This window comes from Nocardioides okcheonensis, assembly GCF_020991065.1.
Classification (GTDB): Bacteria; Actinomycetota; Actinomycetes; order Propionibacteriales; family Nocardioidaceae; genus Nocardioides; species Nocardioides okcheonensis.
The window spans coordinates 557,449-571,877 of the sequence record NZ_CP087710.1 but is presented as its reverse complement, the minus strand read 5'-3'; the positions used below and the strand labels follow the sequence as shown (position 1 = coordinate 571,877).

The window sequence follows — 14,429 nt, the reverse complement described above, 5'->3', positions numbered from 1 at the left end:
GTCTTGGCGCATCCGGAGCGCGAACTGAAGTGATGGCGTCGGGTGCTGCAGGACGAAGGGCTTGGGCGCCGCTGGCAAGGCCGTGTCGGTCTCGTGCCGATCCTCGTGGGATTGATGCTGGGGGGCACGTCGTATGGCAGGTGTGGGCACCAACGTCTCGTCTCGAAGCGTACACCGTGCGCTTGTCGAGCAGGCGACCCGCGAATGGTCAGGGCGCAGCCCGGGATCCGCGACCCTCGTCAAGACGTCGCACGGCCTGGTGTCAGCGGTCGTTCGGATTCCTTGTTTCGGTGCGGAGTACGTCGTGCCGGTGCTGGTGCTGGATGGAACGAGCGACGCCGAGCTGGGGCCGGCTTTGGACGCCTCGTCGACGGCGCTGAAGCCGGAGGTCGTGGCAACTACGTGCTGGCCGGTCACCGCGTGAACCACGGCGAACCCACTGCACAACATGCCTGACCTTGCTCCAGGGGACGAGGTCATCGTCGAGACGGCCGAGTTGATCTATACCTGCGTTCTGGATACCGCAGGGGACTCACTTGTCGTGCCCTTCACAGCCGAATGGGTGCTCGACGCGGTTCCGGGTAACCCGGGCGGCGGTGTCTAGCCCACTTAGGCGCCGCGCCGGCGGGCTGCTCACCCTGGTGACGTGCTCGGGGCGCTTCCATACGGACGATCGGCTCGTTGCGTTCGGTCACCGTCGTGTGAGGCGACCGAAGTTCCGATGATGTGCGGGTCGCCTATGGGCACAGTCGTGTGGGTGCCGCCACTGGTGGTGTCGCGGTGATCACTGTCTGATCTCCCCAGCAGATCGGCTGCGAGGTCTGAGGTCTGAGGTCTGAGGTCCGTGTCAGGGGAGGATTGCGGCGCATCGGTCGGATCGATGACCAGCGGTTGGTTTCAACCCCCTGCGCGACAGTCCCTCGCCCGTAGATCGGATCCGCTGCGCGAGGGCCAGACCGCGCCCCTCAGTACTGGAACTGGCCGACGAGGGTGCGCATCTCGGCCGCCATCCGGGCCAGCTCGTCAGCCGCCTGCGACGTCGAGTTCGCCGCCGCCTGCGTGTCCGAGGCACTACGCGCCACACCCGTCACGTTCACCGCGATGTCACTCGACCCCGTCGCCGCCTCCGCCACGTTCCGCGACATCTCGTTCGTCGTCGCCGTCTGCTCCTCCACCGCCGACGCGATCGTGGCCTGCGTGTCATTGATCTGACCGATGATCTCCGCGATCTCAGCGATCGCCGCCACCGCAGCCTCCGTGTCCGACTGGATCGCCTCGATCCGACGCCCGATGTCCTCGGTCGCCTTCCCCGTCTCCTGCGCCAGCTCCTTGACCTCGTTGGCCACCACCGCGAAACCCTTGCCCGCCTCACCCGCACGAGCCGCCTCGATCGTCGCGTTCAACGCCAACAGGTTCGTCTGCTCCGCGATCGAGTTGATCACCTTGATCACGTTCCCGACCTCCGCCGACGAATCACCCAGCTTCGCCACCGTCGCGTTCGTCGACTCCGCCACCACCACCGCCTGCGCCGCCACACCCGCAGCATTCGACGCGTTCTGCGCGATCTCACGGATCGACGCCGACATCTCCTCGGTCCCCGTCGCCACCGTCTGCACGTTCCGCGACACCTGCTCCGCAGCAGCCGAGACCAGCCCCGCCTGCGACGACGACTCCGACGCCGACCCACTCATCTGACCCGACACCGCCGACAGCTCCTCCGACGCCGACGCCAACGACTGCGCGTTGTGGTCCATCTGACCCATCGCCGACGACAACCTAGTCAGGGCGCCGTTCAGCGCCGTGCTCATGCGGCCGACCTCGTCCGCGGACTCCACCGCCAGCCGACCGTCCAGACGACCCGCCGCCACCTGCTCCAGCACCTCCACCGTGCGCTGCAGCGGACGCGCCACCATCCGGCCGAGGGCGAGCGCGAGGCCGACCGCCAGTCCCACCGCGAGCAGGGTCGCCGCCACCAGCAGGCCGACGATGAGGTTCCGCGCCCCGTGGTAGCCGGTGCGCGCGTCGTCGATCGTGGCCTGGGCGACGTCGGTCTCGATCGTGACCAGGTCGCCGAGGGCCGCGCCCGCCGCGTCCTCGGGGCCGACGATGTTGTTCTGCAGCGTCGTGATCACCTCGTCGGTGCGCGCCGCCGCGATGAGCGGGACCAGCTCGCCGTCACGGACGCTGCGCCAGTCGGCCAGCGCCGCGTTGAAGGCGTCGCGGGCCTCCTTACGCCCCCTCATGTCCGTCGAGGTGTAGAGCTTCCACGACTCGTCCAGGGCTGCGTCCTTCTCCGCGATCGTGGCCTCCAGGTCGGTCACCGACGCGTCGCGCCCGGAGAGGGCGGCGTCGTGCAGCGAGTCGGTGATGGCCGTCATCTGCTGCTCGGTGTCCGCCAGCCAGAGCGTCGCCTGCATGCTGTCTCGGTACATCGCGTCGAGGCGGTCCTGGGCGGTGCCGAGGTACGAAATGGCGAAGATGCCCACCCCGATCATCAGCAGCACCACGACGAGGTATCCAGCCAGCAGCTTGCGCGAGGTGGCCAGGTCCTTGAAACGGGCGTGCGGCCCCGACGTTCGGCTGGCGGGGCGTCGGGGGTGGGCGCGCCCGGGAGGCGGCGGATCGCATCTGCGGCGGTGGGGGCCAAGCGAATGGCGGCCGAGCGGATGGCGGGTGGGGTCAGCTGGGCGGTCACGACGATTCCTCCGGGATCCTCGACGCGTCGTCCTGCGCTGGCCGCCGCAGAGTCCGTGGGTGGGACCCAGAGATGGTCACAGGGGACGCCGATGGTGATGGGCTCAACCCACGGAACGGCAATCTCGACGTCGAGCTAAGGGGTTCATGGGGAAGCGGGACCTTGGTCCGCCGGCGACCATCCATCGGTGTCATGCCGACCAGTCGGTCGGGGCATGAGGGCGAGCGCCGGCGACGCAAGCTCGCGTTGTGACTGCGCACTGCAGTGTGTGAGGCACGAGCACGGTGAGGGTCGGTGGCGTTCGGCCGTCAACCCTACGCCCGCGCGCGCAGCGAGCGCCGCCCCCCGACGTCGTGACCGCACGTGAGACACGCCGAGCGCGGCAGGGCGACATTGGGCAGTGCCGAGACGGGCCGCGCGCGCGTATGGTGAGGCACGCTCTACTCATCAATACGCGGGGGCTCCCGGACGGCTCCTGCTCTCTCCGGGCATTGATCCGTCCGAGCGGCTCCTCCAGACCGTGAGGACGCTTGGATGCCGAGTACGCGAGTCCGCATGGCCACGGCCCTCCGCGTCGTCGCGGCCCTGTTTCTGGTCGCCGTGGGACTCGCTGGTGCCGTGGTGGCACCGGCCGGTCCGGCCGGCGCCGCGGTGGTCCGGCCCTTCACGTCCGTCTTCTCCCAGCAGACGAACGGGTCGATCCAGATCACGGGGAACACCGTTATGACGTGCGGCGCAGCGCTCGCCTGCACGCAGGCGCAGAGCGGCACGACGGCCGCGAGCAACAACAACTTCACGATGACCTACCTCGACGCCGACTCCGACCCCGGTACCACGCGGTCCTCGTCGGCCAACTTGACCATCCCGAGCGGGGCGCGCGTGATCTACGCCGGTCTCTTCTGGGGTGCGGCTCGCACGGCGGGCACCGGCGGCACGCCGTCGTCCGGTGCCGTCGACCAGATCAAGCTCCGTGTTCCCGGAGCAGCTGGCTATTCGACGCTCACCGCCGACCGGGTCGACAACCAGACGAGCGGCAACACCGACTACTCCGCCTACAGGAACGTCACCACCCTGGTGCAGGGCGCGGGCGCCGGCACCTATTGGGGCGCCGACCTTGCTGCAGCCACCGGCGCCGACCGCTACGGCGGCTGGAGCCTGGTCGTCGCCATCGAGGACCCGAGCGCTCCGCTGCGTGACCTTACCGTCTTCAGCGGTTACGCCGCCGTGACCAACAACGACGTCATCGACACGACCATCTCGGGCTTCTTGGCGCCTCCGGCGGGCGCGGTGGGCGCGAAGTTCGGCACGGTCACCTACGAGGGCGACAACGGGATCACCGGTGACTACCTGCAGGTCGGCACCACCCGCCTGGCCGACGCGCTGAGCCCGTCGGCCAACTTCTTCACGAGCCGGATCAGTGCGGCCGGCGTCAACCTCACCAACCGCAACCCGAGCTCGGTCAACAACCTGGGAGTCGACGCCAAGGTGGTCGACGCGCCGGGGGTGGTGCCCAACGGCGCGACCTCGGCCAACGTGCGCTTCGCGACCAGCGGAGACTTCTACTACCCGGCGGTGCTCACCACGCAGATCGATCTCTACGCCCCGACCATCCAGGGCACGAAGAGCGTTACGAACCTGTCGGGAAACTCTCCCGCCAAGGTCGGTGACGTCCTCGAGTACTCCCTCACTTTCAGCAACACGGGCGACGACGCGGCGGTCAACTCGGTCGTCAACGACCCCCTTCCGCCCAACACGACGTACGTCCCCGGATCGATCCGCTACACCGCTGGTGGGAACCAGGGTGGCAAGACGGACGCGGCTGGCGACGACCAGGCCGAGTACGACGCCGCGAGTCGCACGATTCGCGCGCGCATCGGTCGCGACGCCACGGCGACGACCGGCGGGGCGCTGATCGCCGCCAACACCTCGACGTTGACGTTCCAGGTGCGGGTTGACCCGGCGGCGGCCGGCACGACCGTGCGCAACACGGCGACGCTCGCCTACCGTGCCCAGACGATCGGTCGCGACTACAGCTACCAGCCGACGGAGACCGCCAGCCCGGTCGCCGACGAGGCCGACGTCGCGATCACCAAGACCGCGTCACCAGATACCGTCACCGCGGGCAACCAGGTGACCTACACGCTGACCACCAGCAACGCCGGTCCGAGCTCCGCGGCGGGCGTGCAGGTCGTGGACACCCTTCCCAGCGGCACGACCTACGTCTCGAGCAGCCCCACGACGGGGTCGTGCACCGTGGTGGGCCAGACCCTCACGTGCGGGCTCGGTGCGCTTACCCCCGGCGCTTCCGCGACGGTCACCGTCGTGGTGCGCGTCCCCGCCGACTCCGACGCCACGTCGCTCACCAATGTCGCCCGGGTCTCGAGCACCACCTCCGACCCCAATCCGGCCAACAACAACGCCTCCATCTCGAGCAGCGTGGTACGTCAGGCGGATCTCGCGCTCACCAAGTCCGCCACCCCCACCTCGCCCGTCCCGGGCAACGACGTCACCTACACCCTGGTTGCCAGCAACAACGGAGCCTCTCGCGCCGCTGCCGTGCGGGTCACCGACACGCTGCCGTCGTCCCTGCTGGTGCGCTCCGCGAATGCCGACCAGGGCACCTGCACGATCACCGGCAGCCAGGTGTCGTGCACGGTCGGCGCGCTCGAACCGAACCAGACGGTGCGCGTGACCGTTGTCGCGACTGTGCCGTCGAGCGCGGGAAGCACCGCGCTGACGAACGCCGCCGGTGTCACGTCGTCGACCGCCGACCCGACGCCGGCCAACAACTCCGCCAGCGCCACCATCACTCCGACCGCACCGCGCGCCGACCTCGTCGTGACGAAGCGCGCCGTGACCTCACCGGTGGTGGCGGGTCGCCCGGTCCAGTACGTCGTCACGGTCTCCAACGACGGCCCGTCCGACGCGGCCGCCGTGACGCTCGCCGACGTGGTGCCCACGAGCATCTCGGCTATCACCGCCACCGCCACCGCCGGCTCCTGCGCTGTCACGGCCGGCACCGTGTCGTGCGCCCTCGGTGCGCTACCCGCAGGACGCTCGGTCCAGATCACCATCGACGGCCTGCTCGCCGCGGGCGCGACCGGGACGCTCATCAACAGCGCCACCGCCTCCTCGCCGACCACCGACCCCGCGCCGGGGAACAACACCGGCACCACGACCGTCGCGATCACCGCCAGCGCCGATCTCGCGGTCACCAAGTCCGCGGCCCCCGTGGTGGACGGCACAGCGGCCACCTACACGATCGTCGTCATCAACAGCGGGCCCTCGGTGGCCCGCGCCGTGCAGGTGAGCGACCCGGTTCCCGCGCCGCTGACCCACCTCAGCTCGAGCAGCACGCAGGGCACGTGCACCGCCGCCGGGAACCCCACCACTGTGACCTGCGCCGTCGGAGACCTGGCCGCGGGCGCGAGTGCGACAGTCACCGTGCGCGCTCAGACCCCCGCCGACGGCAGCGCGCGCGGTGTCAGCAACACCGCATCGGTGTCCTCGCCGACGCCTGACCCGGCGGCAGGGAACAACACCGCCACCTACGTGCTGCCGACCGCGGCGCAGGCTGACCTCTCCCTGGCGAAGACGGTGACCCCCAACCCGGTGGTCGCGGGAGGCACGGTCACGTGGCGGCTCACCGCGCGCAACAGCGGCCCCTCGCTCGCCACGGGCGTGACCATCACGGACACGGTGGCCGCCCGGGTCACCGGCGTCAGTGCCACCACTGCGACGCCCGGTGCGACCTGTGCGCCTGTCACGGCCGGTGACGTCTCGTGCACAGCGCCCACCCTGGCGCCGGGCGCTGACTTCGAGATCGTGGTGTCCGGCACGGTGCAGCCCTCGGCCGCGACCGGGGCCCTGGCCAACGACGCGTCGGTGTCCGCGGTGACTCCCGACGACCCCTCGACCGACAACAACACCGCGTCGGCCTCCACCGAGGTAGTCGCGCGCGCCGACCTCGTGGTGACCAAGACAGGCCCGGCGACGGTCACGGCCGGCACCAGCGGCGCCTGGGCCATCACCGTGCGCAACGACGGTCCGTCGACCGCGACCGGGGTCCGGCTGGTCGACAGTCTCCCGCCCGGCACCAGCCTCGAGTCCTCCAGCAGCACGCCCGCGGGCATCGTGTGCCAGACCACCGACGGCGACGTCGTCTGCCAGGTCGGCACGCTCGCCCCAGGGGCCCAGGTCACCGTCACCGTCGTGGGGGCCGTCTCCTCGGCCCTCACGGCCGGAACGACGCTGGTCAACACGGCGGCAGCCTCGGCGAGCACACCCGATCCGACACCCGGAAACAACAGCGACGACCACTCGGTCACGGTCGCCGAACGCTCCGACGTACGTCTCGCCAAGGCGGCCGACCCGGTGACCCTCGTACCGGGTGCGGAGTCCAGCTACCTGCTGACCGTCACCAACGGCGGCCCCTCTGACGCGCGCACCGTCGTGGTCACCGACACGCTCGACGCGGACCTGACCGTACTGGACGCCACCATCCCCGGCGGCACCTGCGACGTGGTGGACCGGACCGTCACCTGTCGGGTCGCGCTGCTGCCGACCGACGCCGCGCTGGTGGCTCGCATCCGGGTCCTCGTCGACCCACAGCGACAGTCCCCGGTGACCAACACGGCCTCGGTCACCAGCAGCTCCGACGCCACCCCGGGCAACAACACCGGATCGGTGACCAGCACCGTCGAGCCCGACGCCGACCTGCAGGTCGTCAAGACCGCCTCCACGTCACGCGTGGCCGCGGGAGAGGGACTCACCTACACCCTCACCGTCGTCAACAACGGTCCCTCGGTGGCGTCCGCAGCCACCGTCGACGACGTCCTGCCGGTCGGCATCTCCCCGGTCTCCGCCACCAGCACGGCTGGAACCTGCACGATCACCGGCCAACGGGTGCAGTGCGCGGTCGGCGACGTCCGCCCCGGCACACCCGTGGTGGTGACCATCGACTCGGCCACCACGGCCGCCGCGGCCCCGGGCACCCGGACCAACGAGGCCACCGTCGCCACAGCCACCAGCGACACCGCCCCAGCCAACAACACCGCCAGCGTCGACGTCGACCTGACCGCCGAGGCGGACGTTCAGGTCACCAAGGCGCCGGACACCGACACCTTCGTTCCCGGACGCCAGGTGAGCTGGAGCATCGTCTTCAACAACGCCGGGCCCTCGACCGCCCGCAACGTCGTCGTCACCGACACGGTGCCTGCCGGCGTGAGCGTCACGTCCGCGATCCACGGCACCACGACACCGTGCGCCATCGCCGGGCAGCAGGTCACCTGCGACCTCGGCGACCGTGCTCCCGGACAACGTGTCATCACGGTCGTCGGCACCCTCGCCTCGGGGTACCCCGGCACCACGCTCGCCAACACCGTCCGCACCACCACGACGACGCCGGACCCGGTCGCCGGCAACGACACCGCGACCGCCACCGCCGGCATCGTGCGTCAGACCGACCTCGAGATCGTCAAGACCGTCTCCGACCAGACCCCGGTGGCGGGTCAGCGGATCACGTACACCCTGTCGGCCTACAACAACGGTCCCTCGGACGCCGGGTTGACGCAGTTCATCGACCAGCTGCCCGCCGGCCTCACCAACGTGGTCGTCAACCGCCCGACGCTGCAGGGCACTCCGGCCACCGCGGAGTGCGAGCTGCGCCAGCCCGTCGACCCGGGCACGTCGGACAACCCGACCGCGCCGACGGTCTTCTGCTCGGGCCCGCAGTTCCGTGCCGGGCTGCCCGCGAGGGTCATCGGCAGCATCGAGGCGACCGTGGCTCCGGGCTTCACCGGGCCGCTCACCAACACCGCACGCATCAGCTCCGACACGATCGACACCGACGCGGCCAACAACGAGTCGACCGTGACCACAGCGGTCACCGCCGACGCCGACGTGTCGATCACCAAGACCGTCAGTCCCGCGACTCCGGTCCCCGGCCGCCCGGTCACCTGGACGGTGACCGTGCGCAACGACGGACCCTCCACCGCACGCAACGTCGTCGTGCGCGACGACGTCGACGACACCGTCACAGGACTCACCGCCGGCACCGGGTCGACGCCCAACCCGTGCTCGGTCGCCACGGGCAACGACGTCACCTGCGCCCTCGGCGACCTCGGCCCCGGCACGACCGTCACCATCACCCTCACCGCCGGCTTGCCCGCGGGCGCCACCGGGCGCCTCGACAACACCGCCACCGTCAGCTCGCCCACCGACACCACCCCGGGCAACAACACCGCGACCGCGACCAGCACGCCGGTCGGCCAGGCGGACGTGTCGATCACCAAGACCGTCACTCCCGCGACTCCGGTCCCCGGCCGCCCGGTCACCTGGACGGTGACCGTGCGCAACGACGGACCCTCCACCGCACGCAACGTCGTCGTGCGCGACGACGTCGACGACACCGTCACAGGACTCACCGCCGGCACCGGGTCGACGCCCAACCCGTGCTCGGTCGCCACGGGCAACGACGTCACCTGCGCCCTCGGCGACCTCGGCCCCGGCACGACCGTCACCATCACCCTCACCGCCGGCTTGCCCGCGGGCGCCACCGGGCGCCTCGACAACACCGCCACCGTCAGCTCGCCCACCGACACCACCCCGGACAACAACACCGTGACCGCGACCAGCACCCCCGCGGCGCGGGCAGACCTCTCCGTCACCAAGTCGGTGAGCCCGTTCCGTCCAGTGCCGGGCCAGCCGGTGCGGTACACGATCGTCGTCACCAACAACGGGCCGTCGACGGCCCGGTCCGTGACCGTGGAGGATCCGGTCCCGACGGCCCTGGCAGGCGTCCGGGTGACGAGCGGGACCACCCCGGAGCGGTGCGGCGTCACCGGGAACCTCGTCGACTGCGCGCTCGGCGACCTGGACCCGGCCACGACGGTGACGATCACCGTCGTCGGCGACCTGCCCCCTGGCTTCACCGGCGACCTCGTCAACACCGCCACCGTGAGCTCGCCCACCGACCCCGTCGCCGCCAACAACACCGCCACAGCCAGCGGGTCGACCGACCCTCAGGCCGACGTCTCGGTCACCAAGTCGCTCGCCCCGACCCCGCCCGTCCCAGGCCGGGACGTCACGTACACCCTGGTCGTCACCAACAACGGTCCGTCGGTCGCGCGGGGTGTCACGCTGCGCGACGACGTGAGCGACGACCTGGTCGACGTCCGCGTCACCTCCGCCGACGCCCCCGACGCGTGCGCCGCCGGCTCCGGCAACGTCGTGTCCTGCTCCTTCGGCGCCCTGCCCGCCACCGGACCCGGCTCGAGCGTCGTCGTGACTATCACCGGCGGACTGCCCGAGGACTACACGGGGGCGCTGGACAACACCGCGACGGTCGACTCGATCACCGACAGCACCCCCGCGAACAACAGCGCGACGGTCGGGGCGACCGCGGCCCCGACGGCGGACGTCTCGATCACCAAGTCGCTCTCCCCGAACCCCCCCGTCCCTGGCCAGCCGGTGACGTACACGGTCCTCGTCACCAATGCCGGCCCGTCTGTGGCCCGTGACCTGATGGTCGAGGACGACGCCGACGACCGCCTGACGGGGCTGACCGCCACAGCTCCGTGCGCCGTGGCCGCGGGCAACGCCGTCTCCTGCGCCCTCGGCGACCTCGCCCCCGGCGCCAGCACCACGCTCCTTCTCAGCGGTGGCCTGCCGGCCGGGTTCACCGGCGTGCTCGACAACACCGCGACGGTCGACTCGCCGACCGACACCACCCCCGCCAACAACACCGCCAGCGCCGACGGCCTCGCCGCCCCGACGGCCAACGTGTCGATCTCGAAGGTGCTGGCGCCTTCCTCGCCCGTGCCGGGCCGCGACGTGCGCTGGACGGTCGTGGTGTCCAACGCCGGCCCGTCGGTGGCCCGTGACGTGGTGGTCGAGGACAACGTCGACGACCGCCTGACGGGGCTGACCGCCACAGCCCCGTGTGCCGTGGCCGCGGGCGAGGTCTCCTGCGCCCTCGGCGACCTCGCCCCCGGCGCCAGCACCACGCTCACCCTCACCGGTGGCCTGCCGGCCGGGTTCACCGGCGTGCTCGACAACACCGCGACGGTCGACTCGCCGACCGACACCACCCCCGGCAACAACGCCGCGACGGCCACCGGAACCGCCGCCCCCAACGCCAACGTGGGCATCACCAAGACCGTCGCCCCGAGCAACCCCGTGCCAGGCGAGGACGTGACCTGGACCGTCGTGGTCGGCAACACCGGCCCGTCCGTCGCCCGCGCCGTGGTCGTCGACGACGACGTCAACGACGCGGTCACCGACCTCACCGCCACGGCACCGTGCACCGTCGCCGCCGGCAACCGTGTCGGCTGCGAGCTCGGCGACCTCGCGCCGGGCGACCAGGTCGTGCTCACGTTCGAGGGTGGCGTGCCTGCGGACTTCACCGGCGAGCTCAGCAACACCGCGACGACGAGCTCGCCGACCGACGACACCCCGGCCAACAACTCCGCCACGGCCAACCCGACGACCGTTCCCGGAGCGGACCTGTCGATCATCAAGACGGCCTCGCCCGCCGTCCCGGTGCCCGGCCAGGACGTCACCTGGACGGTCACTGTCACCAACGCCGGCCCGTCCGTCGCCCGCGACGCGGTCATCACCGATGACGTGGTCGAAGCCCTCACGGGCGTGACCGCGAGCCGCCCCTGCACGGTCGGGACCGGCAACGACGTGACCTGCGAGCTCGGCGACATCGGTGTGGGGGGCGTCGACGCGAGCCGCACCGTCACGATCACCGGCCGGGTCCCGGCGGACTTCACCGGCGACCTGGGCAACACCGCCACGGTCACGTCTCCGACCGACGCCAACACCGGCAACAACAGTTCCTCGACCGAGGGAACCGCCGAGCCCAGCGCCAACCTGGGGATCACCAAGACCGCGGCACCGGCGGCCCCGGTGCCCGGCGCCGACACGACCTGGACGGTGACCGTCACCAACGCCGGGCCGTCGGTCGCCACCGACGTCGTCATCCGCGACGACGTCGCCGACCAGCTGGCCGACCTGACGGCGACCTCGGACCGTACGCCCGAGACCTGTGAGGTGGCCACCGGGAACGTCGTGACCTGCCAGGTCGGCACGATGCCCGTCGGGGAGACCCTCACCGTGACCATCACGGGTCGAGTCCCGGCCGGTTTCGACGGCGACCTCGACAACACCGCGACGGTCAGCTCGCCCGACGACGACACGCCCGGCAACGACCAGGCGAGCACCAGCGGCACGGCCGCACCGCAGGCCGACGTGTCCATCACCAAGACCGCCGCGCCGGCCGACCCGGTGCCAGGGGCGGCGGTGACGTGGACGCTGGTCGTCAGCAACGCCGGACCGTCGGTCGCGCGCGACGTGGTGGTCGCCGACGACGTCCTCGACGCCGTCACCGCTCTGGTGGCCACGGATCCATGCGACGTCGGCGCGGCCAACCTCGTCACCTGCGACGTCGGCGACCTCGCTTCCGGCGAGTCCCTCACCCTCACCGTCACCGGCGACCTGCCCGCCGCCTACACCGGACCCGTGGACAACACGGCCACCGTCGAGTCGCCCACCGACACCACCCCCGACAACAACGAGGCCAGCACTGCGGGCGACGCCGACGCTCAGGCCGACGTGTCGATCACCAAGACCGCCACGCCCCTCGACCCGGTGCCGGGTCAGGACGTCACCTGGACGATCGGCGTGACCAACGCCGGCCCCTCGGTCGCCCGCGACGTCGTCGTCACCGACGACGTCATCGACCAGATCGACGAGCTCGTCACCACCGGACCATGCACCATCACCCCCGGCAACGTCGTGACCTGCGTCCTCGGCGACGTCGGCCCCGGCGACTCGCGCACCGTCACCATCGTCGGACGGGTGCCCGTCGGCTTCCGCGGTGCAGCGGACAACACCGCGACCATGGAGTCACCCACCGACACCACGCCTGACAACAACGAGGCCAGCACCGAGGGCGACGCCGACGCCCAGGCCGACGTGTCGGTCACCAAGACCGTCGCCGCCGCCCCGGTGCCCGGACAGACGGCCGCATGGACCGTCGTCGTGACCAACGCGGGCCCGTCCACTGCCCGGGACGTCACCGTCGAGGACGATGTCCTCGACGACCTCGAGAACGTCACCGTCGCCGCGAACCTCCCCGGCACGCCGTGCAGCGTGGGAGCCGGGAACGTGGTGTTCTGCCTCCTCGGCGACCTGGTGCCCGGGTCCAGCGCCACGATCACCGTCCGGGGCCAGGTGCCGGCCTCGTACACCGGGGCCGTGGACAACACCGTGACCGTCGCCTCACCGACCGACACCACGCCGGACAACAACGAGGCCACCACCGAGAGCGACGCGGCGCCGTCGGCTGCGGTCTCGGTGACCAAGGTGATCGACACTGCCCGACCCGTGCCCGGCCAGCAGGTGAGATGGCGGATCGAGGTCACCAACGCCGGTCCGTCCACGGCCCGCGACGTCGTGCTGACCGACGACGTACCGGCCGCCGTCTCCGGGGTGGCAGCGACGTCGGGCGCCTCTCCCGAGGAGTGCACGGTCGCCGTCAACGCCGTCGACTGCGACCTCGGGGACCTCGCGCCGGGTACGACCCGTGTCGTGACAGTCCGCGGCACTCTCGACGCGAGCTTCACCGGGGACCTGTCCAACACCGCGAAGGTGGCCACGCCGACCGACGCCACCCCGGGCGACAACACCGCGACCGCGACCACCCCGACCACACCGGTCGCCGACCTGTCCATCACCAAGGCGATGGAGCCCGTCCGGCCGGTTGCCGGCGACGACGTCGCCTTCACGATGGTCATCAGCAACGCCGGTCCTTCCACGGCACGACAGGTCGTGGTCCAGGACACCCTCATCGAGTCCCTGGCGAGCGCCACCGCATCCATTGTCGGCGGCGGCGCCTGCCGCGTCGCGGGCCAGCAGGTGACCTGCGAGCTTGAGGCCCTCGCGCGCATGCAGAGCGTCACCATCACGGTGCGGGCAACCGTCGACGCCGGCTACCGAGGCGAGGTCGCCAACGTCGCCACCGTCGCCTCCGCCACGACCGACCCCGACCAGAGCAACAACACCGCCCGTGTCACCGAAACCGGTACCGGGAGCTGCGTGCCGGACGGCAGGCGCGGCCGGGTGGTCGTCTGCCCGGACCTCGCCATCGACAAGCAGGCGTCGACCGCGAAGGCCGCACCGGGTGACCGGGTGACCTGGACGGTGACCGTCACCAACGAGGGACCGTCCGTGGCCCGCGACGTCGAGGTCACCGACACCCTCGACGCAGACCTCGACCTGGTCTCCGTCGACGTCGTCGTCGGCACCGCCGAGGTCCTGACCTCCGGCCGCCGGGTCACCGGCGTATTCGGCGTCGTGCGACCCCACGAGAAGGGCGTGCTACGCATCGTCACCCAACTCGTCGACGACGCACGCGGCACCGTCCCCAACACCGCGATCGCCTTCACCGACGACCCGGACGGGGGGGACGTCGAGGTCCAGGACCAGGCCGATGTGCAGGTACTCGCCGAAGACGACGGCGGCCCGAGCAGCAACGGGGGTGGCGACGGGGGCGATGGGGGCGACGGCGACGGCGGTGTGCTCCCCGATACCGGTCTGCCCGTCGAGATCGTGCCGCTCGCCGCGCTCAGCGTCCTGCTGCTCGCGCTCGGCGCGTGGATGGTGCGACGGTCGCGCCCCTCGCGGCGCGAGTGACCACCCCGTCCCCGGCCCTCGTACGCAGGCCCTC

At 71.2% G+C, this 14,429-nt stretch carries 3 protein-coding genes; 2 read left to right on the top strand and 1 reads right to left on the bottom strand.

The genetic code is table 11. The features are described from left to right. Nucleotides 1-142 precede the first annotated feature (142 nt). Nucleotides 143-424 (top strand): hypothetical protein, encoded by a 282-nt coding sequence (locus tag LN652_RS02570; RefSeq protein WP_230443147.1) that lies wholly within the window; start codon nucleotides 143-145, stop codon nucleotides 422-424. A 541-nt stretch (nucleotides 425-965) separates the two neighbouring features. Here the strand turns inward: LN652_RS02570 and LN652_RS02565 are convergent. Further along, nucleotides 966-2,507 (bottom strand): methyl-accepting chemotaxis protein, encoded by a 1,542-nt coding sequence (locus tag LN652_RS02565; protein WP_230443146.1) that lies wholly within the window; start codon nucleotides 2,505-2,507, stop codon nucleotides 966-968. 743 nt (nucleotides 2,508-3,250) lie between these two features. Between LN652_RS02565 and LN652_RS02560 the strand changes: the two genes are divergently transcribed. Then, nucleotides 3,251-14,395: a DUF11 domain-containing protein gene (locus LN652_RS02560; protein ID WP_230443145.1), complete on the top strand. Its 11,145-nt coding sequence runs from the start codon at nucleotides 3,251-3,253 to the stop codon at nucleotides 14,393-14,395. Nucleotides 14,396-14,429: the final 34 nt, after the last annotated feature.